The sequence below is a fragment of the Achromobacter sp. genome (assembly GCF_050285585.1).
GTDB lineage: Bacteria > Pseudomonadota > Gammaproteobacteria > Burkholderiales > Burkholderiaceae_B > Achromobacter.
In genome coordinates this window covers 436,547-461,148 of sequence record NZ_JBLZXF010000001.1, presented here as the reverse complement: position 1 = coordinate 461,148, position 24,602 = coordinate 436,547, and the positions used below count along the sequence as shown (strand labels likewise).

Below are 24,602 nucleotides of genomic sequence, written 5' to 3'. Positions count from 1 at the left end.
CTCAGGCGCCATAACCCAGCCAGTTCAGTATGCGCCCGGAAAGGCCGGGCGGCAGGCCCGCCAGCAGCCAGCACCCCAGGTTCAGCGGAAACGGAAAACTGATACGCGCGCGGTTGGCCGCAAGCCCGCGGCGAACATGGCGCGCGGCCCGGGCGGCATCCCATTCGAAAGGCTTGGGCCCGGGCATGGCCGCGCACATCGGCGACGTCACGTAGCCGGGCATCACCACGTTGATGCGCACGCCCTGCGAGGCCATGGCGTCCCGCAGCGCCTCGCCGTACGCCTTCAGCGCCGCCTTGCTGGCGCTATAGCTGGGCGTGGCGGGCAGGCCGCGCCACGCCGCCTGTGAACTCATGAGGGCGATCTGGCCGGCTCCCCTGCGCCGCATCCGCTCGCCCAGCGCGTGGGCGAGCGCCATCGATGCCCGCACATTGACTTCCAGCAGGCCCTCCACGTCATCCCAGTCTTCCCCGCTTCCAGGACGCGGCGCGGAAATATTGACGCCCGCATTGATGATGGCGAGATCCGGCGGCGCCTCGTCCGCCTGGGAATCCAGCCAGGCCCGCAGCGACTCGCGGTCGCGCAAATCCAGCACGGCCGTGCGCGCGCGGGCGCCACGCGCCTCGCAGCGCGCAGCCAGGTCGCGCAGCACGTCCGCCCGGCGGCCCAGCAAGGCCAGCGACACGCCGGGCGCGGCATACTCTTCGGCCAGCGCCTGGCCGATGGCGCCCGTTGCGCCCGTGATCAGCACGGTCAGGGCTGTCTGCGTCATATCATCTCCTCGAGCGGGGAGCGCGGCCGCCGCATCCGCTCGGCCGCGCTTTCCACGGCCAGCGTAATCCCCGGTTCGCTGTAGAAGCCGCCATTGACCTGCGTGGCGTGGACCACCGCCGCCTTGAACGATCGGAACAGCGACCGGTCCGGCGGTTCGGCCTCACGCCAGAACTCGTCGAGCGGGCCCTGGAACGTGAGCCCTTCCAGATGATAGATGGCGCTGCTCAGCGCCATGGTCGGGCAGCCCTGCTCCAGCGCCGCCGCGCCGACCGTGCTGTTGACCGTCACCACGCCCGCCGCCCGCGCCAGCAGGCTGGGCAGATGGCCGCGCTCGAGGTAGATCACTCGCTCCGCCACGCCGTAGGTACGCGCCAATTCTCGCACGCCCGTCTCGTGGCGCGCCACGCCGGGATCCAGCGGATGGTTCTTCACCACCAGCAGGCTGTCCGCCGGCGCGAACCGCGCGAATGATGCGATCGCCAGCGCCGCGACCTGACGCATGCCGTGAAATGGAGAATGGTCCCTGATCTGCGCATCGCCTTCGAGCTGCAGCGGCAGCAGGTAGTACGGCCGCGATCCGGAGGTCACTCGCGCCACCGCCAGCGCATCGGCCTGGCCGCGCCAGCGCAATGCCGCCGCGCGCCTCAGGTAGGCGGTGTATTCGCGCGCTGCGCCATAAGGCGCGTGGCTGCGGTAACGGGGAAAGCAGACGGCGTTCAACGCGCCGCAGAGATGGTAGGCCACGTCGTGCCCCGCCCGGTTCCAGAACGGCGCCCGGAACGGGCGCGGCTCCGGAGCGGGGCCCGTCCGGCGCGCCGCTTCGCGGTACCAGGCGGGATCGCGCGGCAGCGCCGAATGCGCGTTCACGCCGCCGCGCTCCAGCGTGATCCAATGGGGCCGGAAGTAACCCTCCTCGAACACGTGCACCCGCAACCCTTCCTGGCGCGCCAGTTCGATCGCCGGCCGGTGCACTGGCCGCCGGTCGCCGAACAACACGATGTCGGTGGCGCCGCGCTCGGCGAAAAGGCGCTTGTAGAAGTCCGGCAAGGCCTGCGCGCGCCCGCGGAATGCGCGGGCCGCGCCGTTGCGCCAGTACGCGGCGTCGCCCGCCGTGAAATTCACCTTGGATACCGCGGCCCCGTCGGCCCGCAGACGCGCGCCCAGCTGCGAAAAAAACGGGGAGCACACGCCTTGCAAGAACAGATAGGACCGCTTCATGGGGCAAACCGCGCGCGCAGCAGCGTGTCCAGCTTGCGCCACTGGCGCCGCGCATAGCCGACCCGCAGGCTGTTCAGCCTGCCTTCGCGCTCCAGCGCGTCGCGCGTTTCGACGATACGGTTCAGGACGGCCTCGCAAGTGGTGTAGCCCTTGAGCTCCCAGTCCCAATAGATCGGATAGCGCAGCAGGGCCCCGGCAACCAGTTCGTCCAGCGTCAGGGTCCGGCCGCGCCGCGGCATGGCCATGCGGTCGTCGGTCAGGCCCCAGCCGGCGTAGAACGGCCTGCCGTGCGTCACCACGCGCTTGCCCCGCAACAGGGCGTCGAAGCCGGAAAGCGAAGTCATGGTGTGCACCACGTCGCAGGCCTCGATGCAGGACACCACCGACGCCTCGGTCTCGACGTAATCCGCCAGCCCGGCCAGTTCGCCGCGGGTCACCGCGCCGCGCCGGTTCCCCGACGCAACGTCGGGATGCGGCTTATAGACGATAAAGCCGTCGGGGTGTTCTTCCCGGGCCCGGCGCAGAAGCGCCACATTGCTCGCGACGGGGCCGCAGCCCAGCCGCACGGACACGTCGTCCTCGACCTGCCCCGGCACCAGGATCACGGTCCGCCCCTGTGAGGGCCAAGCCACCCGGCGCGCCGGTTCAAGGTTGTACTTGGTGATGCCGTGCGCGACCATGAAGGCCCGCACCCGGCGGGCGGCGGCCAGATCCCCCGCCGTGAAGCGCGCGTGGTTCAGGGTCTGCTCCAGGTCGCTGGGGCGGCCCGGGTCGAAGTACATACCCTGCCCGTCCAGCGCCAGGCTCAGCGGCCGTATCAGGTCCGATCCCAACCCCACCGACCGCACGAAGCCGTCTTCCATGCGCAGCAAAGGGCAGCCCGCTTCGGCCGCCAGCCGCTGCAGGCCCTCCGGCGCCCGCGCGCTCCAATGCACCAGCGCATCGCCGGGGCCCGGCGCCAGCGCTTGCGCGCGCCGCGCGTCCGGCACGAACATCACCCGGTCGGGCCGCAGCGACAGCATCGGCCTCACGTTGGCGGCCTTCCAGCGCCGGAACCCCACGCATATCATCCGGCGCGGCAGGCGTTCGGCCATGGTGCGCTGGCGCAGCAGCCACGAAATCGCGTCGAAGATGCTGCCCTGCCGGTGGCTGACCGGGTCCAGATAGCGGCTGTAGTGAAAATAGGCGGCTGCGAACAGCTCCCGGACGCTGCGTTGGCGCTGCCGCCGCTCGCAGCGCTGGCGGTCGCGCGTCAGGCCCCAGCCCGCATACCAGGGCATGCCCAGGCAAGTGACCGGCTTGTCCAGCAGCAAGGCCTCGAATCCCATCTGCGAGCTGACCACGTACAGGTGGTCCACCTGTTCCAGCAGCGCCAGCGGATTCACGTCCTCGCGCAGCACCCGCGTGCGCTCGTCTTCGGCCGTGTGCGTCAGATACCCGGCCTTCTTGCCCGAGCTGACCTCGGGGTGCGTCTTGACGATGCACAGCGCGTCGGGGTGCTCGCGGCGCGCGGTCGCGAGCAAATCCGCGAAAGTGGCGGCGCTGGCTCCGCTCAGCGTGACGCTCATGTCGCCCATCGTCTGGTCCACAACCAGCACGCACTTGCGGCCGCCGGTGGCCAGCGGCGGGCAATCGGCGCCCGTGTGGTTGTACTTGCTGAGGCGATGGGTTTTCACCAGCGCCATGGCCTCGTCCACGTCGTCCTCGATCCCGTCGAGCAGGTCGCGGTCCGAGGCCAGCATGCTTTCAAGCGCGGACGGCCGGGTCCCGTCGTAGTAGATGCCTTCCGGATCCACCACCATCGAAATCCCCGGATAGTCCGCGCCCGTGCCGAACGAGCGCAGGAAGCCGTCCTCCAGCGCCAGATACGGGACATCCCACTGGGCGGCCCGCTTGCGCGCGGTCTGCGCCGAAGGACGCAGCCCCCAGCCGGCCACGGCGTCGGGCCGCTTGCCGTTCAGGCCCGTCAGGGCGTTCCCGCGGCGGACCGGCGCGCCCAGCAAGGCCTCCAGGAAAGGAATGCGGGCGATGCCCGCGGAATGGATCTCTATCATGCGTCAGGTCGGCGCCCGCTCTGCGTCGAGGACATGGCTCACAGGCGCAGGTCGGACTGTTCCGCCGACAGCACGTACTTCAGGTCGTAAAGAATGTGTTCCGGCTTGCCCAGTTTGCGGATGCCTGCCGCGCCCAGTTCGACGAACTGGTGATGCGCCACGCCGAGGATCACGGCGTCGTACTTGCCCGCCTCCGGCTCGGCCACCGGCTTGATGCCATATTCGTGCACGGCCTCCGCGGGGTCGACCCACGGGTCGTAGACGTCCACGTCCACGTTGTAGTCGCCCAGCTCCTTCACGATGTCCACGATGCGGGTGTTGCGCAGGTCCGGGCAGTTCTCCTTGAACGTCAGGCCCATCACCAGCACGCGCGCGCCCTGCACATGGATGCGGCGCTTGGTCATCGCCTTCACCAGCTGCGACACCACGTAACCGCCCATCGAGTCGTTCAGGCGGCGGCCCGCCAGGATGATCTCCGGGTGGTAGCCGATAGACTGCGCCTTGTGGGTCAGGTAGTACGGATCCACGCCGATGCAGTGCCCGCCCACCAGGCCTGGACGGAACGGCAGGAAGTTCCACTTGGTGCCGGCCGCCTGCAGCACGGCCTCGGTGTCGATGCCCATCTTGTTGAAGATCAGGGCCAGTTCGTTGATCAGCGCGATGTTCACGTCGCGCTGCGTGTTCTCGATCACCTTGGCGGCCTCGGCCACGCGGATGCTGGACGCCTTGTGCGTGCCGGCGGTGATGATCTGCTTGTACAGCTGGTCGACCAGCTCGGCCACCTCGGGCGTGGAGCCCGAAGTCACCTTCTTGATCGTGCTGACGCGGTGCTCCTTGTCGCCCGGATTGATGCGCTCGGGGCTGTAGCCGGCGTAGAAGTCCACGTTGAACTTCAGGCCCGACACCCGCTCCAGCACCGGCACGCAGTCCTCTTCCGTGGCGCCCGGATAGACCGTGGATTCGTAGATGACGATGTCGCCGCGCTTGAGCACCGCGCCGATCGTTTCGCTGGCCTTGACCAGCGGGGTCAGGTCGGGCTGCTTGTATTCGTCGATGGGGGTCGGCACGGTCACGATGAACACGTTGGCCTTGCCCAGTTCCGCGCGGTCGGCGGTGTACGTCAGCTGCTTGGCCTCGGCCAGCTCGGCGTCGCTGACTTCCAGCGTCTGGTCGAAGCCCGAGATCAGGCCGTCCACGCGGCGGCGGTTGATGTCGAAGCCGATGACCGGCAAGCGCTTGCCGAACTCGACCGCCAGCGGCAAGCCGACATAGCCCAGGCCGACGACGGCCAGCTTAACGTCCTGCAGGGTTCGCAGTTTCTGATTCATTTCACATCTCCAGCAATGAATTAATACGTGCCCACGCGCTGGCCCACGATCAGGACCTGCACGATCGGCGTGATGATCTTTTCCCACTCGTACATCGGCGCGTTGCTGACGTAGACGACGTCTTCCGGCAGCAGTTCGAACTGCTTGGCCAGGAACATGGATTCGGGGTTGCGCATGTTCAGGCGGAACACAATGGGTTTGGGCGAACCGTCCGCCGTCTTGCCGTCCAGGCGGAAGACGAATACGCCGGTGGCGTCGGCGGCGCGATCGTTCAGCCCGCCGGCCACGCCCAGCGCGTCCAGCAGATTGGTCTGGTTGGAAGGCAGCTCATGCAGTCCGGGCTTGGTCAGGGCGCCCATGGCCACGAAGCGCTTCAGGTTGGGTTCCACCACCAGCTCCGAACGCGGCTCGACGGCCACGTTCCTGCCATTGAGCAATTGGTAGTACGGAATCCGCTTCACGTCGCGGCCGTGGCGGATGACCACGTCGGCCTGGTAGGACGGCAGCGTGGAGCCGCCCGCCAGCGTGATGGCGTCCAGGGCGGTCAAGGGCGCCTTGATGCCGCCGAAACGTCCGGGACGCGGCACGGCGCCGGCCACCAGGACGGAGTTGCTGCGGTCGTCGGCCAGGTCCACCATCACCTGCGGCTTCACGGCCGCCGAATGCTGCAGGCTGCCCTTGATCATTTCCTCGATAGAGGGCAGAGACTTGCCCTGGACCTTCAGCCGCCCGGCGTAGGGCAGCGAAATCGCGCCATTGGCGTCCACACGAACCGCTTCGAAGACCGTGCCTCCGGCCGCCAGCGGCGCGAACAGGCCGCCCTCGACGCTGTCGGCCACCAGGATGCGCAGCACGTCGCCCGGCATCACGCGGATGTTCCCCGCGTATCCCTCGGAGGTGCCGCCGTCATCCTTGCGGGTCTTGTCCAGCAGATAAGGCGCGATGGTGCCCGCCTGGAGGTCCACCACGTCGTATTTCGCGGCGCCCGCATCGGACGGGCCGCTGAGAATGGCCGACCGCGTCGGGCCGGATCCGGACAGCACGCTGCAGCCGGACAGCAGCACCAGCGCGAAGACCGCGGTAAATCGTAAAACTCGTGTATTCATAACTCCGTTCCAGAATGCAGGCCGGGGCCCGGCGCCCTCAAGCGCTGACATAGCAATTGACGGTGGACCCGATCATCTGGTCCAGCGAGAAGCGCGCGGTTGCCCACGTGCGCGCCTTCGAGCCGATGTCGGGATCGTTGCGGCACATCTCGCGTATCGTCTCCATCGCGCGGACCACTTCCGGCGCCTCGATCTCGCCCGTGGGCAGGGTTACGCCGGTCACGCCCTCCTGCACCGCCTCGCCGGCCCCGCCGGCCAGCGTCGTGACGACCGGCACGCCCGAGAACTGGGCTTCGATGAGCACGTTGGGCAGGCCCTCGAAGCGAGACAGCAGCATGAAGGCGTCGAAATGCGACAGCCAGAATCCCACGCGCCGCGAAATGCCGGTGAACAGCATGCGGCCATCCAGGCCCAGCCGCTGCGCGAACTCCTTGACGGGCTCCAGCAGCGGGCCGCCGCCCACCATGACGAAGCGCGCCTCGGGATTGCTCTGGGCATAGCGGTGCGCCGCCTCCACCCAGAGAAACGGCCGCTTGTTGTCGTCCACCCGCATGACCGTGCCGATGGTGAAGGCGCCGGCCGGACTGCCGGCCGCGAACTTCTCCCACATGCGCTTGCAATCCTCGTCCTGCGTGGCGGGCAGCGGCGCCAGTCCGTTGTAGACCACCGGGATGCTGCGTTCGTCCAGGCCCAGCCAGTCGGCGTAGCGCCGGGCGGCGAAGCCCGAGTTGGAGCTGAGCGCAACGCCGCGCATGCTCAGCAACGCGCGGTAGATCGTGTCGTATTCGACGCGGTAGCGGTCCGGCCGGTCCACCGGCGGCATGGTGCGCACCGACAGCACGATGCGCGGCACGCCTGCCAGCAGCGCGGCCAGCGCGGTCGCGAAGATCGAGCCGTCCTGCCAGATATGGACCACCGACGGCACGGACACGCGCATCACGTCGGTCAGCTTCGTCGTGCCTTCCACGATCTGCTTAGGCAGGAACCGCAGGTAATCGCGGTAGGGGCTGAGCAGCGACGAAACCTCGCAGCCGCCCCACTCCGCCATGTCCGAATAGACCGACACGGGAATGCCGGCTTCCTTCAAGGTCGCGGCGAAGAAGTCGGCGCCCTCGCGGCTGCGCAGCGAACGGCATACGACCTGCACGGGGCCCAGCACGGGATAGCCGGCGATCGAGCGCCCTTCCTGGATGGCGGACTGCAACGCCACCGCGGTATTGACGAACTGCCGCTCGGCGCCGCCGGCGCCCAGCGAACCGTTGATCATGAGCACGGGTCCCAGGAAGGATTCGTCCGCCGGCTCGTACTCGGCATTGCGCCGCCGCCCGATCTCCTCGAACAGCTTTTCCAGCACCAGGATGCTGACCGGCGTGTCGCTGTCTTCGCCCTCCACGCCGAGCCGCCGCAAGGCGATCAGGTCGCCGTTCAGGTCGCTCAGGCGGCGCGTCAACTTGCGCGCGCCCTCGCCCAGGACGTCGATGCCCTGCTCCAACACCTGTCGGGCGCGCCAGGGGTAGCCGCGCCGGACCAGCGATTGCGACCAGGCCGCGTAGCCCGTCTCGAACTTCGGATGCGTTTGGGTCAGCCGCTCGAAACAGGCCGCGGCCTGCTCGGCATCGCCGAGTTCGTCCCAGCTCTTGGCTTCCAGCAGGATGTCCTTGGCCGCCGCGCTGCCGCCGGAGAAATACAGCTCCATTTCCTTGCGGCCGGCCTCGACGCCCAGCTGGCGCTTGACACCGCGCAACATCAGGATGAATGCGTCGGAAGAATCGGGAAAGCGCTGGTGGATGCCGCGCCACACGATCAGGCTGTCGTCCGGCCGGTGGGCGGCCTCCAGGCAGCGCGCCACCAGCACCTGGAACAGCTCTACCTGCGGATACTGCTGCACATAGCCAAGCAGCTCGGGCACCGCGCCCAGCGGATCGTTGGCCTTGATGCGCGACTCCAGCGCATGGCGCGCCCGCTGCAGCAGGTCGCGCTCGGGTTCCGCGCCCTCGACGCCGCCCGCCGCCAGCGCCGCGGCCAGCAGTTCGGATACAGCTGCGCGCTCCCGCGGGGTGCCGCCCGCCGACTTTTCGCCGCTCTCGGCGCGCCTGGGCCGCCGCAATTTGGAAAGCAGGGAGAACATGGCTTGGTTCCTCGTTATGGCCGCCCGGTCAGGCGTGGTCCTTGATCGCGTAGGTCACCAGCACGCCGACGATCCACAGGATGAACAACGTGAGCACTCCCAGGGCGGTATCGACGAAACGGCGCGGATAGAGCGACTCATCGGCCAGCTGCGGCTGCGACGCGATAACGGTGTACAGGACCTGGCGGGAGGCGAGCGCGCGCGCGTCCTCCAGCGCCTTGAGCGCGCCGGTGTAATAGGCTTCCGCGAACTGCCGCTGCGTCTCGGCCCCTTCGTACTCGCGCAGCAGCCCGGACAACGCATTCTTGCCGTCCCGATCGCCCCCGCCGCTGATCTGGTGATCGTTCAGGTCGGCCAGCTGGCGCTTGAGCGCGTCGTGGCGAGCCTTCACCCGGTCGTAGGCAGGGCCGCTGGACAGCCCGCCGCGGCGCAGCGCTTCTAGTTCGGCGGCCTGCGTGGCGATGTCGCCGCGCACCTTGGCTGCGAGCGCCAGGTTGGCTTCCGCCTCCTTGAACGGATCCTGCACGCCCGTCCGGGCCCGCAGTTCCTGCACGCCCACGCGGGCTTCGACCAGGCGCTTCTCCGCCAACTTGACTTCTTCGGTAGCGAACCTCACGCTATCTTCACGGGATTTCGCCGACATCCTGTTCACCAGCTTTTCGCTGGATTCGAGGATGGCCTGCGCGAGCGCCAGCGAATCCTCGGGCGAGAACGCCCGAACCTTCAGGATGATGGCCCCCGTGGAAATGTCGAACTGGATGTCGACCATTCGGTTCCACTGGCGCCACAGGCCCTCTTCGGTATCGTCCTCGTCCATGCTGTACCAGAAGTCCAGCGCCGGACGAGACCACATCTTGCGCAGGTCCAGCGTCTTGTCCAACTCCTGCACGATCTGGCGCGATTTCACGTAATCGACCACCGCGAAGGCGTCGACGAACAGTTCCGTGGTAATGCCGGCCGCGCCCGCCATGGGATGGCTCTGCGAACCCGCGCCGGCCACCTGGGTCTGCGAGCCGGCCCGCAGGCCGAAGCGCGCTTCCGAGACGTACTGCCCCGCCGCGATGAAAAACAGATAGATCGCCAGCAGGACCGCAGGCACGCCGATGACCAGGACCGCCGACCACTTCAGCCGGCTCATCGTGGGCGGCGTGGTGTTATCGGGCAAACGGGGCCCCGTATAGACTTTCTCCGTACTCGTCATTTCGCTACTCTTAGAATTTCAGCTTGCGGCGCCCGCGGGCGGCGTGGAATCAGGCGACGACGGCGGCCTTTTCCGCCGTGCCGCTGTAGGCCGCGATGGCGTCGGACAACGGCATGAGCTCGCCGAGCTTGCCGTCCTTGAGGATCATGCCGGTCGAACAGAACCGTGCCGGCGAGGTAGTTACGCTGGACACGATGAGCACCGTCGCGTCCTTGGAACGTTCGGCAAACACCTCGAGGCATTTGCGCTTGAACGCCGGATCGCCCACGGCGACCATTTCATCGACCACATACATATCGAACTTGAGCGCCATGGATATGCCGTACGACAGGCGCGCCCGCATGCTGTTGGCGTAGGTCACCACGGGCAGGTCGTACGCCCTGCCCAGTTCCGAGAATTCGTAGACGAACCGCTCGACCTGTCCGACGTTGGCGCCGTAGATGCGCGCAACGAAGCGCACGTTGTCGCGGCCCGTCATGTTGGGGCTGATCGCTCCCGCGAACCCCAGCGGGAACGACACCGTGCCTTCGCGCCGGATACCGCCGGAATCGGGCAGCTCCATGCCGCAGATCATGCGGACCAGCGTCGACTTTCCCGAGCCGTTGCCGCCAAGGATGGCGATGTTTTCGCCTTGGCGAAACGTGAAGGAAATATCGTCGAGCACGCGCTTGATGCCCTTCTTGGAACGAAATCCCTTCGAGATATGCCTGAGTTCGAGCAAATGCCCCTCCATAAACCGGGTCTAGGCGCGGATCAGCGCGAGTGCAGGCGGCGGCGGAACGCGCGCTCCATGCACAGTCCGAGCACCACGCTGGCGATCGACCACTTGATGAGATAGGACCTGTCCAGCGTCAGCGAACTGAAGTTCGCGAAGTAGCCTTCGCGGAACCACTCGATCGCGTGCACCAGCGGGTTCCAGACCAGCACGCGCCGCGCGGGATCGGGCAGCGAATCCACCATGTAGAACACGCCGGACAACAGGTACAGCGGCCGGGTGACCGAGCTGTAGATGCGCTCCCACGACTTGAACATCACGTTCAGCACGGCATTGTTCAGTCCGAAGCCGAAGCCCAGCAGAAACGTGAACAACGCCGCCGCGCCGCACTCTTCCACATGCTCCGGCAGCACCAGCTTGCCGCCGAGCATCACGATGAAAAGCAACGTGAAGAAGACGATGATCCAGGTCAGGCCTTGCAGGAGCGCCTTGGCGAACACGATGTCCATGTTCGTGATGGGCGGCAGGCGCAGCAGCGAAGCATTCGACGAGATGGCCCGCGACAGCTGCGACGAGGTATGGCTGAACAGGAAGAACGGCATGATCCCGGTGATGAAGAACATCTGCAGGTTTCCCATCGGCGCGATCCTGCCCCAAACGACGTAGATCGCCGACAGCACGGCAACGTGCAGGATCGGCTCGATGAGCGCCCACAGGTAGCCCAGCCGCGTTCCGCCGAAACGCACGCGCGTCTCGCGGAAGATCAGGGACAGCACCACCCTCAGCTGCACTTGCAGCGCCGTCGTGCTCACCCGGCTGCTCCGCCTTGAATCATGTAGTCCTCTCCCGATAATCAGCCATATTCCAGGCCGGGGCTGCGAATATTCGTGGAACGGACCGACTGGCGATCCGGAAAATCGGAACGAATGATACGGGGCGCGCGATTGGGCGTTGATTTCAATATTTATCAAATCCAATCAAACGTGCCCCGTTTCCGAAATGAAAAATAAGTGCGGTATATGCAGCCCTATAATCAACGCGTCTCTCCCCTCAAAATCCCCGCCTTTTCAGGGACAGACCGGGCGCGCCGCCGCCCCCAACCCGCGACAACGGATCAGCCATTGCTCAAGCACCTGTTCAATATTTATCAAAAAAAAGTACATCGGCTTACGCGGCGCCTGCGGGCCCATGAGCTCTATGAAAAAGCCCCGGATAATGCCGTCGTTTTGAACAGAATTGGCTTATTTCAGACAAGCCTTGATACATCCGCGCCGTATTTTTCCGAATTTGGCCTCGCGCGCGCGAGGGCCCGGCTGGAGCTCCATGGCCCCGAGGCCGCGGCCGACCCCAGGCGCTACCTGGGCCGCGTTTCGGACTTCGAGCGCCGCCAGTACGCCCTCACGCTGGCGCGCTGGGATCCGCGCGCCGCGGCCGCGTGGCTCGCCCCGGGAGAATGGGCGCTGAAGGCGGCGTTCGCCCTGGCGGAGGGAAACCTCGAGGCGGGCTTCGAGGCGGTTCGTCGCTGCCGCCCAGAGATAAGGAAATCAAAGGATTTGCATGCAATTCTTGCAGCATTGCATAGCCGGGCCGGCAATTTCTCCCAATCCAGAAATTTATTGAACGAGATTCTGACAAATACTCGCAATTCGGAGAATGCCCCCGGCTCTCCGTTGAGATTGGCCGATTTCATTGAGGAAAACGGGGACTTGGCGCCCTATCCGGGGGAGGAGCCGCCTCTTATTTCCGTCATTATCTGTGCGTACAATGCCGCGCCCTACGTGGGAACCGCCCTGCGCTCCGTGCTGAGCCAAACCTATCCTAATATTGAAATTATTTCCATCGATGACGGATCGCAGGATCACACATTCCAACATATGCGGCAGTTGGCGTCCGAAAATCCGCGTATAACTGCACTTCGCTTTCCGAATAATGGGGCATACGCTTCCAGGAATATAGGTATGCGCCACGCCCGTGGCAGCTTCATAACCTTCCTGGACGCGGACGACATTATGTTGCCGCAGCGTGTCGCGTCCCAGTTGCGCGCGCTGGCGCTTTCCGGCGCGTCCGCCACGGTCAGCAGACTCATACGCATCACGGAGGATGGACACCTTGCAGCACCACGGATCTTTCCCTTTGTTCGTCACAACCCCTGCTCGCTCATGATGCGGCGCTCGGTCCTGCGCGATGTCGGCGACTTCGACGAAACCCGCTACGGCGCCGACGAAGAGTACGAACACCGCATCGCGTTGCGCCTGGGCAGGAACGCCCTGCTGCGCACGCCGGACATCCAGACGCTGGCGCTGCACCGTGCCGATTCGCTGACGCAATCCCCGCGCTCGGGCCTTGCGAGCGCCGAAGGCCGGCGCGCGCGGACCGCCTACCGCGAATCGTGGGTGCGCGGCCACCTACATGAAGCCACGCAGGCCCGTTGAACATTCACTACCGGACGACCATGCCTCCCAGCACTGCACTCGCCACCCCCGCACCCACTGCCGACGCCGCCACGCGGCGTCCGCCCGCGCAGCCTGACCGGCTGCGCCAGCTCGCGCAGGAAAATGAATTGATGTACGCGCGCCTCGAGCAGGAGCGCGCCGCGCGGCTCCAGGCCGAGAAAGACCTGGCCGGCGTAAAGGCCCTGCTGCGCGAATCGAACCAGCAGCTCGCGCGCCAGGAACGCACGCTGACCTGGCGCTTCGGCCAGGAAGTGACGCGCGCGCGCAGCCTTGCCGACTACGTCATGCTCCCGCTGCGGCTGTACAGGCTTTCCGGGGCCCACAAGCGCGAGCGGCACCATGCGGCGCCCGCCAAGCGCCAGGTCCCGGCCGCCCTGCCCGCGGAAACCTCCAGCGCCATCAAGGAAGCGCTGGATTACGCCCGCCGGGTCCGCGACGCCGAGGTCATCCTGTGGATATCCAAGCAGCCGTGGCCGGCCCAGACCAAGGTCAAGGTCTATTGCGAGGTCGCCAAATGGGCCCGCAGCAGCTATCCGCATATCTCCGAGCAGATCGCCGAGCAACTCCTGACGCTCGGGCCGACCGCGCCGCACGTCCGGCAATTGGCCTTCAGCCTGTACGACGCCGGCCTGGTGACCGCTCCGGCGAAACTGCTCGCGTGCGCGCAGGACGCGGGCGCGGAATTCAGCACGGCAGAACAGCACCGCGCGCGGCGGGTGCGCAACGCGCACGAACTGATGAACCGCGCCAGGCGCCGCGCGCCCCGCGCCCGCCAGGCCTTCGACTTCAACAGCGCCGGCCCGATCGTGATCGTGTCGCCCGTGTCCCTGCTGCACGGCCGCAACGCGGCCAGCAACGCCCTGCATCGCCATGCGGCGCTGCTGCACAAGCGGCACGGCTCCGTGTGCGTGATCAGCCTGGCCTCCGACGACGCGGCGCGTGCCGACGCGAATCTGCGCGCCGAGTTGCCGCAGACGGACATCGTGCTGGATGGCGTGGTCTACAAAGCGGTCCACGCCGAACCCGGACGCACCCAGGCCATCGAGGACGCCGCGGTCGCGCTGTCGGAGGCCGTGCTGGCCGCAACGGTGGGCAAACCTCCGCGAGCCGTGCTGGCCTGGAACAGCCTGCGCTGCGCCATCGCGGCGAATACCGCCGCGCAGACGCTGCGCGTGCCCTACGGCCTGGTTCTGCTCGGGCTGGAATACTTCCAGAAGGCCACTGCCAATCACAAGCTGTCGGAACGCGGCCGCCTGGAATTGAAGCTGGTATCGGAGGCGCTCGTCGACGCCGACCTCGTTGCGCTCGGCTCGCGTGCGATGCACGATGCGGCCCAGCAGCTGCTGGGCGGAACCCAGGAAGCCACCATTCTTCCGCCGCTGCCCCTGCCTTCGGCCAAGGCGCGCAAGGCCGCCGCCCCGGAAGTCGAAGCCGCGCTTGCCGCGATGCAGGGCAAGCACGTGCTGGCCCTGACCGACGACCATCCCGATCCGATCATCGCGCGCGCCATGATCGATATTTTTGCCGAGATCGCCTTGCGCCGCCCGGACAGCGTGCTGCTGGTCCTGGGCGATCCGAAATCCGCCGCCCTCATGCACCGCCATGCGGTATCCATCGGCCTGCACGACGACCAGTTGGTATTCCTGCCCGAAATAAGCGATCTGCCCTCCCGCGAGCAGTTGCTGTCGCGCGTGGAACTGGCGCTGTTTCCCTATATTCCGACGCGCGCCGAAATCGCGGCCTTGCCGCAGACCGCCAGCCTGCTCGAGAGCATGGCCCACGGCATCTGCCCCGCCGTCGGCCTGAATCCCGCATATACCGACCTGGTGGAGCCTGGACGGGAAGGTCTGCATGTCGATTATTCGCGCAGCCCCGCCGAAATCGCGCATTCCCTCCTGGATTCGCTCGAGGACCAGGAAGCTGTGCGCGCCATGGGCAAACGCGCCCGGGAGCGGCTGGCTCACGAATATCCGCCCCTGGAACAGGCTTTGGACGATTTTCTCATGCAGGCCGCGAAGCCCCAGCCCGCCGCGCATTCCGGCGTGCGCGCGGAGCCCCGCCTCCTGCACATGAAAATATCCTGAATAATGCCGAAACATACTCGCTGAAAATAACCTCACGGAATTTGATTATTCCGCAATTTCATTTGCAGCAGTTCTTTTTATATTGTTTCTTCTCATCCCGCGGCGACGCCCTTTCCCCCGGAACGGGCGGAAAATTGGTTACTCATACTCACCCGCCGCAGCCGGAAGGGCAATTTCTTCCTATATATTTTCGCCCTGATGTAACGAAGGAGTATCGAACAATGATTATCTCAACGATTGGATCCTGCCGCGTGGCAGGCCCCATGACAAAACTCCAGGCGCAGCGGAACTTCGTTCTGGATAATCGCCTTCTTTACGGTTTCACGCACAATACGAAGGAAACCATTCAGGCCATCCGCTATATGCGCGGAGAGATCGCGCTGCCGGAAAGCGCCTGGTCTTTCATTTCGAGCGAGCCTCTGCGCGAATCCAATCCCGCCAACGCCCTGCCGGCCGACTCGCGCTACGTTGTCGAGATCAGCTCCACCAAAGTGCTGGAACTGGACGGCAAGTACCTGCAGCTGGTGCGCTTCAAGGAAGCCCTGAACTTCTGCCCCGAACTGCTCAAGATCTTCTTCGACAACGCCTCGCGCGAGGCGCTGGCCAAGCGCCGCGCCGCGCTGCAGGAAGCGCCCAGCTTCGCCCACGTGCCGGAACACGTGCAGCACGCCCTGAGCAACACGGTCATGCACGTGCAGAACGCGCAGGAAATCCTGGACGACCTGAAGTCGATCCAGCAACTGCTGGGCAACACCTTCGTGCTCGTCACCCACTGCAACGCGATCAACGCCGAGGGCCAGCCCATTGCCGACCGCGCCCAGATGGTGGAAACCGTCAAGCTGGCGGCAAGCACATTGGGAATCCCCGTCATCGAACCCGGCGCGCTGCTCGCGCATTTCGGCCAAAGCCGCGGCATGCCCGATGAGGGCCGCGACACGGCGCATTACACGCCGGCCTTCGCCAAGCTGGTAGGCCGCTCGATCTGCGACAAGCTGCTGGGCGCGACCGAGCAGAACCCGGTCGAATCCACCGAGCCCCTCGACTGGAAGCAATGCATCGAGCGCGCCAAGACCTCGGCCCGCGAACACGAGTGGGACAACGCCCTGCTGCTGACCAACCGCGCAATCGAACTCAAGAACGGCAGCCCCACCGCGTACGTGCTGCGCGCCCGCGCCGTGACCGCGCTGGATCAGACCGACGACATCCTGGACGCGTGGTCCATCGCCTTGTCCATCGAAAGCAACCGCAGCGCGAACATCCTGCGCCAGGCGGCCGAAGGCGCGATGGAAGTGGGCGAATATGACAAGGCCCGCGATTGGGCCTCGGAATCGCTGCGCAAGGAAGGCGACGAAAAAACCGCCCTGCTGCTGGGCCGCATCCATTCCAAGCTGGGCCAGAATTCGCAAGCCGAACAGGCCTTCCGGAAGTATGCCAGCGGCAACGCGGAGCGCGCCTTGCGCTTTGCCTCGCGCGCGCATACCCCGCTGGCCGACGCCGCCAACATGGTGAATGCGCTGGCCAACACGCCGGGCGTGGACCAGGCCGGCCTGGACGCCGCCCGCGCCGCGGTGCTCAAGCGCGCCACGCGCGAAGTCAAGCGCACGGGCCGCATCGGCGCCCTGCTGCCCACGCTCAGTGCCTTCTACGCGCTGCAATCGCTGCCGCAGGACGGCCTGGAAGACCGGGATGACCAGATCAACCAGGCCTACCGGCGCCTGTTGAAGGCCTACGAGACCTATCCGGAATACCGGAACAGCACCGAGACCGTGACCCTGCTGGGCCGCCTGGCCCAACTGGCGCCCGTCGATCCGCGCTATGTCCAGCGCGCAGCCAAACAGCTCCAGGCGCAAGGCCACGCCCGCGCCGCGGTCGAATGCTGGCAGCGCCTGGCCGGCGCCGCCCTGCCCGCCGAACGCGATACGGTCGCCCTGGCCGCGGTGAAGCTGTCGCAGCTGGGCGCCCACCAGGCGGCCGCCCGCGTCTATGCGCAACTCTCGCAGAGCGGGGCCATGGACCTCAATACGGCCCATGACCACATCGACAAGTGCCTGCGCGCGCTGGCCCGCAACTTCCGCAAATGCCTGACGGAAGAACGCCTGCGCGACGCGGAGGACGCCCTCAACGGCATCCAGTCGATCGATCCGTCGTATCAGGGGCTGATTTCCCTGCAGCGCTCGCTGGCGGACGCGCACAAGCGCGAGTTCCTGGCCCGCCGCTCGAACTCCGCCAACGCCGACGACGTCATTGCCAGCGCGCAGCGCGTGATCCAGACCTCGCCGATGGACCGCGAGGCCAACATCGAGCTGGCCATGCACAATCTGAAGAACGGCAATGTCGCGGAAAGCCGCCGCATCCTGGACCGCTTCCTGCAAAGCAACCCCGCCTGAGCGGCCTGACGGAAGGCCCCCGCTGGGAGCCTTCCCTCTCGCGCCTCAAAAAAAAGCCGGAACCTTGGGGTTCCGGCTTTTTTCATGCCAGGGCCGCGGCCCCGGTCACTGCAGCAGGCTGCGCAGCATCCAGGCGTTCTTTTCGTGCACGTCCAGGCGCTGGGTCAGCAGATCGGCGGTGGGCTGGTCGTTGGCGGCGTCGGCCTTCTCGAACGCGGCGCGGGCGGTCTTGGCGACCGACTCGTTCGCGGTCACAAGCAGGCGCACCATCTCCAGGGCTTCCGGCACTGAGTCCGGCTCGGAGATGGACGACAGCTTGCCGAATTCGCGATAGGTGCCGGGCGCGTAGTGGCCCAGGGCGCGGATGCGTTCGGCGATGCTGTCCAGTGCGTTCCACGCTTCCGTGTACTGGGTCATGAACATCAGGTGCAGCGTGTTGAACATGGGCCCCGTGACGTTCCAGTGGAAATTGTGCGTCATCATGTACAGCGTGTACGAGTCGGCCAGCAGCTTGGACAGTTCACCGGCGACGGCGGCGCGGTCCTTGTCCGAGATACCGATATTGATGCGCGGAACGCTTGAGGTCTTCTTGGGGGACTTGGCCATTGCTAGCTCCTATGGATGAAAGTGCAAAACAAGGATACCACTGCAAATGCTTGGAACTGAGGGCCTGCCCGCGGCTCGCGTCAACGAGGGCGCGGGTTTTTGACGGCGCTCAAAAACAATCAATCCTGAACCGCCGCGACCTCTTCCGTCAGCATCCTGACGCCAGGCAGCTCGCAGGCATAGACCGCCTGCGCCAAGGCCTCGATGGCGGCCAGCCGCGGGAAGCTGCGGCGCCAGGCCAGGACCACTCGCCGTTCGGGCACGTGCCCTTCGAACGGCAGGTAGCGCAGCAGGCTGTTGGCGGGCGGCTGCTCGGGCACCGCCGTCACGGGCAGGACGGTGACGCCGATGCCCGCCGCCACCATGTGGCGGATGGTTTCAAGCGAGGACCCCTCGAACGTGCGCTGAATGCCGTCGCTGGCGGCCGAGAATCGCGACAGCTCCGGACAGACCTCCAGCACCTGGTCCCGGAAGCAATGGCCGCTGCCCAGCAACAGCATGGTCTGCTGCTTCAGGTCCTGCGCGTCGATCGCCTGGCGGCGCGCCAGCTCGTGGTCGTTGGGGACGGCGACGACGAAGGGTTCGTCGTACAGCGGCTGCATCACCAGCCCGGCTTCGGGCAGCGGCAAGGCCATGATGGCGCAGTCGATCTCGCCCTGGCGCAGCAGCTCTACCAGGCGGACGGTGAAGTTCTCCTGCAGCAGCAGCGGCATCTGCGGGGTGCGGCTGATCTGCACGGGAACCAGCCTGGGCAACAGGTACGGACCGATGGTGTGGATGACGCCGACGCGCAGCGGCCCCGCCAGCGGATCATGCCCCTGGCGCGCGATTTCCTTGATGCTGGCGCTCTCTTCCAGCACCTTCTGCGCCTGGGCGACGATGCGCTGCCCGATGGGCGTAACGCCCACCTCGGCGCCGCCGCGCTCGAACAGGGTAACGCCCAGTTCGTCTTCCAGCTTGCGTATCGCCACCGAGAGCGTGGGCTGGCTGACGAAACAGGCCTCGGCCGCGCGGCCGAAATGCCGCTCTCGCGCAACCGCGACGATGTACTTGAGTTCGGTGAGAGTCATGGTGGACTACGCCCCCGCGGGTTGTGCGCCGGCAAGACCGCCGGCGCTCGATAGATGGAAGTTCATGGCTGGCCGCATGCTCATGTGCGTAGGAAGTCCTCGCGCCCGCGCATCCAGCGCGCCAGATGGGCCTCGACGGCCGCCGGATGCTCGGCGCGCAGCCACACGGCCGCATCGCGCGCGTCCTCCGCGATGGCTGCGTCGGTTTCCAGGTCGGCGAAGCGCAGCAGCGCCATGCCCGATTGCCGGGTGCCCAGGAATTCGCCCGGGCCGCGCTGCTCCAGGTCGCGCCGGGCGATCTCGAAGCCGTCGGAGGTTTCGAACATGGCCCGCAGGCGTTCGCGGGCCACCTGCGACAGCGGCGTCTGGTACAGCAGCACGCAGACCGATTCCGCGGTGCCGCGCCCGACCCGCCCACGCAGCTGATGCAGCTGGGCCAGCCCGAAACGCTCGGCGTGCTCGATCACCATGAGCGAGGCGTTCGGCACGTCGACGCCGACCTCGATGACGGTAGTGGCCACCAGCAGGTCCACTTCTCCGTCGCGGAAAGCCTGCATCACGGCGGCTTTCTCCGCCTGCGGCAAGCGGCCATGCACCAATCCGATGCGCAGGTCGGGCAGGTCCGCCTGCATGCCTTCATAAGTGTCCACGGCGGTCTGGAGCTCCAGCGCCTCGCTTTCCTCGACCAGCGGACAGACCCAGTAGGCCTGTTGCCCGCCACGGGCGGCCTGGGCGATATGCGCGATGACTTCTTCGCGCCGCGCGTCGGACACCAGCTTGGTGACGACCGGCGTGCGTCCCGGCGGCAGTTCGTCGATGACGGACACGTCCAGGTCGGCGAAGAAGGTCATGGCCAGCGTGCGGGGGATCGGCGTGGCGCTCATGTTGAGCTGGTGCGGCACGATGCGGCCCCGCACGGTCTCGCCCTTGCGGGTGAGGGCCAGGCGCTGCCCCACGCCGAAACGGTGCTGTTCGTCGACGATGGACAGGCCCAGCCGGTGGAATTCGACGTGGTCCTGGATCAACGCCTGCGTGCCGACGACCAACTGCACGCTGCCGTCGGCGGCCGCGGCGGCGGCTTCGCGGCGCGCTTTGGCGCTCAGGCTGCCGCTCAGCCAGGCCACGTTCACGCCCAGCGGCTGCAGCCAGGAGACCAGCTTGCGGAAATGCTGCTCGGCCAGGATTTCGGTGGGGGCCATCAGCGCGACCTGGGCGCCGCCCGCGATGGCCTGCGCCGCGGCGATTGCCGCCACCACGGTCTTGCCGCTGCCGACGTCGCCCTGCAGCAGGCGATGCATCGGGTACGGCTTGGCGAGGTCGGCGGACACTTCCCGGACCACGCGCTCCTGCGCGCCCGTCAGCGTGAACGGCAGGGCCTCATACAGCCGCGCGACCAGTCCGCCGGGCTCGTTGCGCACCGGCAGCGGCTCGGCCTCCTTGACGCGGCGCGCCGCCCGCGCGGCCGCCAGCGACAGCTGCTGCGCCAGCAGTTCGTCGAATTTGATGCGGCGCCAGGCCGGATGCACGCGATCCAGCAGGGCCGCTTCGGATTCTCCCTGGGCCGGCGTGTGCAGGGCGCGGATGGCCGGCTCGAAAGGCGGCAGGTCGTAACGCGCGCGCGCTTCGTCGGGCAAGGTGTCGGACAGGTCCGCGCGATCCAGCGCCTGCGCGATGGCGCGGCGCAGGGTCAGCTGCGGCAGCCCTTCCGTACTCGGATAGACGGGAGTCAGCGCGGTGGGCAACGGCGCATCCGCGTTGGTCATGCGGGGATGGACCATCTCGCGGCCGAAAAGACCGCCGCGGACCTCGCCGCGGGCGCGCAGGCGCCTGCCCACGCTGACCTGCTTCTGCTGGCTGGGATAGAAATTCAGCCAGCGCAATTGGAGTTCGCCGCTGTCGTCCGCCAAGGTGGCGGTGAGCTGGCGCCGGGGCCGATACAGCACCTCGGATTTGGTGATCTCGCCTTCGACCTGGGCGGCAAAACCCGGCCTCAGGGAGCTGATGGGGACGACGCGGGTTTCGTCCTCGTAGCGCAGCGGCAGGTGCAGCACGAAATCCTCGGGCTGCACCAGGCCCAGGTTACGGAGCTTGCGCTCCGTATCCGTCATGGCCTTGCCGGCGCCTTTGGTGTCGGCGCCGGGTCGCTTGGAAGCCGCGGCCGCGGCCGGCATGAAAGAACGAACCCCTGGTTCGAAACGTCCCCGCGTGCGCCCTAGAGGACCAGGATGGCCTCGACCTCGAACTGGGCGCCCTTGGGCAGGCTGGCCACGCCGATCGTGGAGCGCGCCGGGAACGGCTGGGGAATGATCTCCGCCATGATGGCGTTGGCCGCCGTGAACTTGCCCAGGTCGGTCAGGAACAGCGTCAGCTTGACGACGTTGTCCAGCGTGCCGCCCGCGGCGGTGATGACTTCCTGCATGTTGGCGAACGCCTGGCGCACCTGGGCGTCGAAGTTCTCGGAAACCAGGTCGCCGGTGCCCGGCTCCAGGCCGATCTGGCCCGACAGGTAGACAGTCTTGGTGCCGCTTGCGGCAACCGCTTGCGAGTAAGGGCCGACCGCGGCGGGCGCGGCGTCGGTATGGATGATTTGCTTGCTCATGGGCGGAATCCTTCAGATGACGGATAGAAGCTACAACTATCGGAGTTTAATCAGCAATAGACATTTGCGAAAGTAGCGGGAAGCCGTAGGACAGATGGCGCGCACCACCCCGGTTACCGGCCATCCATGTCTGCGCGATGCTCCCGCAGCAGGTCGTACAAGGCCTGCGCCGCGACCGACAGCGTGCGGCCCTTGCGCCGCACGAGGTAAAGCGGCCGCGTCAGCGCCTTGCCGGCCAGGGGCACGATGCGCAGGTCCGGGCCGCCGAAATGGAACAGCGTCATCGCCGGCACCACCGAAATGCCCAGCCCCGCCCGCACCAGCCCGGTCGCCGTGGCCAGGTGCTCCACCTCGAACAACGGCGCCGGCGCATCCGCTCCGAACGCTTCGTCCAGGTGCTTGCGCACGCTGCTGCCGCGCGCAAGCTGTATCACAGGATAGCGCAGGATATCGCGCAGCCGGACCTTGCCCGCGCCGGCCAGGGGATGGTCCGCCCGGCACACGAGAAAATAGCGGTCCGCGTGCAGGAACTCGCTTTCCAGCTCGCTCATGTCCGGACGCCGGGACGCGACGGCGAAGTCCACCTGGCCGCCGTGCACCATGTCCAGGCAGGGGTCCAGCAAGGCATCCCGCAGGTCGACCGCGATCCCGGGGTGGGCGTCGCGGAAGCGGGCCAGCAGCCCGGGCAGCCAGCCGGCGGCCAGGGACGGCAGGGCCGCAAGCGCCACGCGCCCGCGTCTGCGGGCCGCATGGTCGCGCAGGTCGCCCATGACCAGTTCCATGTCGGCCAGCAGCCGTCGGGCCGTGGCGTCCAGGACCCTGCCCTCGGCCGTCAGCTCCACGTGCCGGGTGTTGCGGTCGAAGAGCCGCAGGCCCGCGCTGTCTTCCAGCTGCCGGATCAAGGCGCTGAAGGCGGGCTGCGTCAGGTGGCAGCGCTGGGCCGCCCGGGTGAAGTGCCTTTCCTCGGCCAGGGCCACGAACGCGCGCAGTTGGCGGGCAGAAAGATTCATGGGTTTTATCTATGAATTGATCCGATCTTTCTATTTTACTGATCATCCGGCTGTGCCTATAGTGGTTTCCGACACCTCTCCAAGCACAGACCCAGGCTCTTCATGCCCCAATCTCCCCTGCTCATCGGCTGCGCGTCCGGCTTCTCCGGAGACCGCAGCGACGGCGCCGCGGCCGTGGTACGCACGCTGGCCGCCCGCGGCGGTGGCGCGCTGATCTTCGAAACCCTCGCCGAACGCACGCTGGCCCTGGCGCAACTGGCCCGCAATCAGGATCCGGCGCGCGGCTATGAGCCGCTGCTGGACGAATTGATCGGGCCGGTGCTGGGAGACTGCCTGCGCCACGGCATCAGCATCGTCGGCAACTTCGGCGCCGCGAACCCTTCCGGCGCGGCCCGGCGCGTTGCCGAACTCGCCCGCCAGCAGGGCCTGCCCGCTCCCCGCATAGCCGTGATCCACGGAGATGCGCTGACCAGCGCGTCGCAGCGGGACCTGCTGCGGCAGCGCCTGGGCGGGTCGCTGGACGGGCTGGACGTGGTGAGCGCCAACGCTTACCTGGGCGCGGCCGAGATCGCGGAGGCCCTGGCCGCGGGCGCCCAGGTCGTGGTGGCGGGCCGGGTGGCGGATCCCTCGCTGACCCTGGGCCCCGCGCTGGCCCATTTCGGCTGGCGGCTGGATGACTGGCCGCGCCTGGGACGCGCCACCATGGCCGGCCATATGCTGGAATGCGGCCTGCAGGTCACGGGCGGCTATTTCTGCGTGCCGGGCCTGAAGGACGTGCCGGACGTGCATGCCGCCGGCTTTCCCATCGCCGAGATCCAGGAAGACGGTGAGTTCGTCATCGGCAAGGCCGACGGCACCGGCGGCATGGTCGATGCGCGTACCGTCAAGGAACAACTGCTGTATGAAGTGCATGACCCCGCGCGCTACCTGACGCCGGACGTGGTCGCGGACCTCAGCCAGGCCAGCGTGGCCGAACTGGGCGCGGACCGCGTGGCGGTGCGCGGCGTCACCGGCCATGCCCGCCCCGACGAACTCAAGGTCAATGTCTGCTACCACGGAGGTTGGCTGGCCGAAGCCGAGATCTCGTATGCCGGAGTGCAGGCCGAGGCGCGAGCCCGCCTGGCGGCAGACATCGTGCGCAAGCGCGTGGACCCGGCGCTGCGCCTGCGCGCGGACCTGATCGGCGCCATCAGCATCCTGGCCGACGATGCCGGCGAAATGCGCCGCGCCCTGCCCGCAGGACTTGCGCGCGACGTGCGGCTGCGGATCGCCACGGAACACCAGGACCGCAGGCTGGCCGAGAGCGTGCTGCGCGAAGTCAACGCGCTTTACACCTGCGGCCCGGCCGGCGGCGGCGGCGTGCGCACGGCGCTGCGTCCCCGGCTGAACATGATGTCCTGCACCCTGCCCCGCGCCGCCGTGCCCGGCGGCTGGACCTTCCTGGAGGATGCCCCGCAATGAGTCCCCAATCGATCTCCGTCCCGCTCTACCGCCTTGGCCACAGCCGCTCCGGAGACAAGGGCGACATCTCGAACCTGAGCCTCATCGCCTGGGATCCGGAATGCTACGAAGTGCTGGCGGCGCAGGTAACCGAGGCGCGCGTCGCGGCCTGGTTCGCCTACCGCCGCCCGCGGCGCGTAACACGCTACGCGCTGCCGATGCTGCACGCCATGAACTTCGTGCTCGACGGCGTGCTGGACGGCGGCGTGAACGACGCCCTGAACCTCGATACGCACGGCAAGAGCCTGTCCTTCAGATTGCTGGACATGACGGTGGAAGTCAGCCCCGCGCTGGCCAGCCGGCTGCCAGACATACCCGGCGACCGCCCCGCGGCCGCCTGATCTCAGTTCCCCATAAAAAACACCACAG

At 67.0% G+C, this 24,602-nt stretch carries 19 protein-coding genes; 5 read left to right on the top strand and 14 right to left on the bottom strand.

Annotation, left to right across the window (positions count from 1 at the left end):
• Position 1: 1 nt before the first annotated feature.
• The 9 genes from ACN6PJ_RS02200 to ACN6PJ_RS02160 all read right to left on the bottom strand — a co-directional run bounded on the left by ACN6PJ_RS02200 (position 2) and on the right by ACN6PJ_RS02160 (position 11,336).
• On the bottom strand, positions 2 to 772 hold the full coding sequence (locus ACN6PJ_RS02200; RefSeq protein ID WP_427994257.1) for an SDR family NAD(P)-dependent oxidoreductase: 771 nt from the start codon (positions 770 to 772) through the stop codon (positions 2 to 4).
• On the bottom strand, positions 769 to 1,992 hold the full coding sequence (locus ACN6PJ_RS02195; RefSeq protein WP_427994256.1) for a capsule biosynthesis protein: 1,224 nt from the start codon (positions 1,990 to 1,992) through the stop codon (positions 769 to 771). Before ACN6PJ_RS02195 ends, ACN6PJ_RS02200 begins: the two co-directional genes overlap by 4 nt.
• Positions 1,989 to 4,046, bottom strand: coding sequence for a capsular polysaccharide biosynthesis protein (locus tag ACN6PJ_RS02190; protein WP_427994255.1), 2,058 nt, complete (start codon positions 4,044 to 4,046; stop codon positions 1,989 to 1,991). Before ACN6PJ_RS02190 ends, ACN6PJ_RS02195 begins: the two co-directional genes overlap by 4 nt.
• Positions 4,047 to 4,084: 38 nt before the next feature.
• Positions 4,085 to 5,374 (bottom strand): Vi polysaccharide biosynthesis UDP-N-acetylglucosamine C-6 dehydrogenase TviB, encoded by a 1,290-nt coding sequence (gene tviB, locus ACN6PJ_RS02185; protein WP_427994254.1) that lies wholly within the window; start codon positions 5,372 to 5,374, stop codon positions 4,085 to 4,087.
• 20 nt (positions 5,375 to 5,394) lie between these two features.
• Positions 5,395 to 6,480 (bottom strand): polysaccharide biosynthesis/export family protein, encoded by a 1,086-nt coding sequence (locus ACN6PJ_RS02180; RefSeq protein WP_427994253.1) that lies wholly within the window; start codon positions 6,478 to 6,480, stop codon positions 5,395 to 5,397.
• Between the two features lie 37 nt (positions 6,481 to 6,517).
• The gene (locus ACN6PJ_RS02175; protein WP_427994252.1) at positions 6,518 to 8,608 is read right to left on the bottom strand and encodes a glycosyltransferase; all 2,091 of its coding nucleotides are present in this window, start codon (positions 8,606 to 8,608) and stop codon (positions 6,518 to 6,520) included.
• Positions 8,609 to 8,636: 28 nt separating this feature from the next.
• Complete coding sequence (locus ACN6PJ_RS02170) at positions 8,637 to 9,773, bottom strand: capsule biosynthesis protein (protein WP_427994251.1); 1,137 nt, start codon at positions 9,771 to 9,773, stop codon at positions 8,637 to 8,639.
• An 85-nt stretch (positions 9,774 to 9,858) separates the two neighbouring features.
• Positions 9,859 to 10,542, bottom strand: coding sequence for an ABC transporter ATP-binding protein (locus tag ACN6PJ_RS02165; protein ID WP_427994250.1), 684 nt, complete (start codon positions 10,540 to 10,542; stop codon positions 9,859 to 9,861).
• A gap of 20 nt (positions 10,543 to 10,562) precedes the next feature.
• Positions 10,563 to 11,336, bottom strand: a complete 774-nt coding sequence (locus ACN6PJ_RS02160; protein WP_427994249.1) for an ABC transporter permease — start codon at positions 11,334 to 11,336, stop codon at positions 10,563 to 10,565.
• Positions 11,337 to 11,645: 309 nt separating this feature from the next.
• Between ACN6PJ_RS02160 and ACN6PJ_RS02155 the strand changes: the two genes are divergently transcribed.
• From ACN6PJ_RS02155 to ACN6PJ_RS02145, 3 genes are all read left to right on the top strand, one after another.
• Complete coding sequence (locus ACN6PJ_RS02155) at positions 11,646 to 12,956, top strand: glycosyltransferase family 2 protein (protein ID WP_427994248.1); 1,311 nt, start codon at positions 11,646 to 11,648, stop codon at positions 12,954 to 12,956.
• 20 nt (positions 12,957 to 12,976) lie between these two features.
• Positions 12,977 to 15,061 carry a glycosyltransferase gene (locus ACN6PJ_RS02150; RefSeq protein ID WP_427994247.1) on the top strand — a complete coding sequence of 695 codons (2,085 nt, stop codon included), beginning with the start codon at positions 12,977 to 12,979 and terminating at the stop codon, positions 15,059 to 15,061.
• A 221-nt stretch (positions 15,062 to 15,282) separates the two neighbouring features.
• Positions 15,283 to 17,448 (top strand): capsular biosynthesis protein, encoded by a 2,166-nt coding sequence (locus ACN6PJ_RS02145; RefSeq protein ID WP_427994246.1) that lies wholly within the window; start codon positions 15,283 to 15,285, stop codon positions 17,446 to 17,448.
• Positions 17,449 to 17,553: 105 nt separating this feature from the next.
• On the opposite strand, the gene ACN6PJ_RS02140 is transcribed toward ACN6PJ_RS02145, so the two are convergent.
• From ACN6PJ_RS02140 to ACN6PJ_RS02120, 5 genes are all read right to left on the bottom strand, one after another.
• Positions 17,554 to 18,054, bottom strand: coding sequence for a Dps family protein (locus ACN6PJ_RS02140; RefSeq protein ID WP_427994245.1), 501 nt, complete (start codon positions 18,052 to 18,054; stop codon positions 17,554 to 17,556).
• A gap of 119 nt (positions 18,055 to 18,173) precedes the next feature.
• On the bottom strand, positions 18,174 to 19,124 hold the full coding sequence (locus ACN6PJ_RS02135; protein ID WP_427994244.1) for a LysR substrate-binding domain-containing protein: 951 nt from the start codon (positions 19,122 to 19,124) through the stop codon (positions 18,174 to 18,176).
• A gap of 80 nt (positions 19,125 to 19,204) precedes the next feature.
• Positions 19,205 to 21,295, bottom strand: coding sequence for an ATP-dependent DNA helicase RecG (recG, locus tag ACN6PJ_RS02130; RefSeq protein ID WP_427994243.1), 2,091 nt, complete (start codon positions 21,293 to 21,295; stop codon positions 19,205 to 19,207).
• A 41-nt stretch (positions 21,296 to 21,336) separates the two neighbouring features.
• Positions 21,337 to 21,723 carry a Rid family detoxifying hydrolase gene (locus tag ACN6PJ_RS02125; RefSeq protein ID WP_427994242.1) on the bottom strand — a complete coding sequence of 129 codons (387 nt, stop codon included), beginning with the start codon at positions 21,721 to 21,723 and terminating at the stop codon, positions 21,337 to 21,339.
• 113 nt (positions 21,724 to 21,836) lie between these two features.
• Positions 21,837 to 22,733 carry a LysR family transcriptional regulator gene (locus tag ACN6PJ_RS02120; protein ID WP_427994241.1) on the bottom strand — a complete coding sequence of 299 codons (897 nt, stop codon included), beginning with the start codon at positions 22,731 to 22,733 and terminating at the stop codon, positions 21,837 to 21,839.
• Between the two features lie 102 nt (positions 22,734 to 22,835).
• On the opposite strand from ACN6PJ_RS02120, the gene ACN6PJ_RS02115 reads away from it, so the two are divergent.
• Together ACN6PJ_RS02115 and ACN6PJ_RS02110 are read left to right on the top strand one after the other, a co-directional pair.
• Positions 22,836 to 24,194, top strand: a complete 1,359-nt coding sequence (locus ACN6PJ_RS02115) for an acyclic terpene utilization AtuA family protein (RefSeq protein ID WP_427994240.1) — start codon at positions 22,836 to 22,838, stop codon at positions 24,192 to 24,194.
• Positions 24,191 to 24,574, top strand: coding sequence for an AtuA-related protein (locus ACN6PJ_RS02110; RefSeq protein ID WP_427994239.1), 384 nt, complete (start codon positions 24,191 to 24,193; stop codon positions 24,572 to 24,574). The genes ACN6PJ_RS02115 and ACN6PJ_RS02110 overlap by 4 nt, the downstream gene beginning before the upstream one ends.
• Positions 24,575 to 24,602: the final 28 nt, after the last annotated feature.

Excerpts from the sequence above, each read along its gene's own strand:
- ACN6PJ_RS02190 (WP_427994255.1), bottom strand. The coding sequence starts at position 4,046 with ATGATAGAGATCCATTCCGCGGGCATCGCCCGCATTCCTTTCCTGGAG.
- ACN6PJ_RS02150 (WP_427994247.1), top strand. The coding sequence starts at position 12,977 with ATGCCTCCCAGCACTGCACTCGCCACCCCCGCACCCACTGCCGACGCC.
- ACN6PJ_RS02145 (WP_427994246.1), top strand. The coding sequence starts at position 15,283 with ATGATTATCTCAACGATTGGATCCTGCCGCGTGGCAGGCCCCATGACA.
- ACN6PJ_RS02195 (WP_427994256.1), bottom strand. The coding sequence starts at position 1,992 with ATGAAGCGGTCCTATCTGTTCTTGCAAGGCGTGTGCTCCCCGTTTTTT.
- ACN6PJ_RS02165 (WP_427994250.1), bottom strand. The coding sequence starts at position 10,542 with ATGGAGGGGCATTTGCTCGAACTCAGGCATATCTCGAAGGGATTTCGT.
- tviB (WP_427994254.1), bottom strand. The coding sequence starts at position 5,374 with ATGAATCAGAAACTGCGAACCCTGCAGGACGTTAAGCTGGCCGTCGTC.
- ACN6PJ_RS02110 (WP_427994239.1), top strand. The coding sequence starts at position 24,191 with ATGAGTCCCCAATCGATCTCCGTCCCGCTCTACCGCCTTGGCCACAGC.
- ACN6PJ_RS02115 (WP_427994240.1), top strand. The coding sequence starts at position 22,836 with ATGCCCCAATCTCCCCTGCTCATCGGCTGCGCGTCCGGCTTCTCCGGA.
- ACN6PJ_RS02120 (WP_427994241.1), bottom strand. The coding sequence starts at position 22,733 with ATGAATCTTTCTGCCCGCCAACTGCGCGCGTTCGTGGCCCTGGCCGAG.
- ACN6PJ_RS02180 (WP_427994253.1), bottom strand. The coding sequence starts at position 6,480 with ATGAATACACGAGTTTTACGATTTACCGCGGTCTTCGCGCTGGTGCTG.
- ACN6PJ_RS02175 (WP_427994252.1), bottom strand. The coding sequence starts at position 8,608 with ATGTTCTCCCTGCTTTCCAAATTGCGGCGGCCCAGGCGCGCCGAGAGC.
- ACN6PJ_RS02200 (WP_427994257.1), bottom strand. The coding sequence starts at position 772 with ATGACGCAGACAGCCCTGACCGTGCTGATCACGGGCGCAACGGGCGCC.
- recG (WP_427994243.1), bottom strand. The coding sequence starts at position 21,295 with ATGCCGGCCGCGGCCGCGGCTTCCAAGCGACCCGGCGCCGACACCAAA.
- ACN6PJ_RS02135 (WP_427994244.1), bottom strand. The coding sequence starts at position 19,124 with ATGACTCTCACCGAACTCAAGTACATCGTCGCGGTTGCGCGAGAGCGG.
- ACN6PJ_RS02125 (WP_427994242.1), bottom strand. The coding sequence starts at position 21,723 with ATGAGCAAGCAAATCATCCATACCGACGCCGCGCCCGCCGCGGTCGGC.
- ACN6PJ_RS02140 (WP_427994245.1), bottom strand. The coding sequence starts at position 18,054 with ATGGCCAAGTCCCCCAAGAAGACCTCAAGCGTTCCGCGCATCAATATC.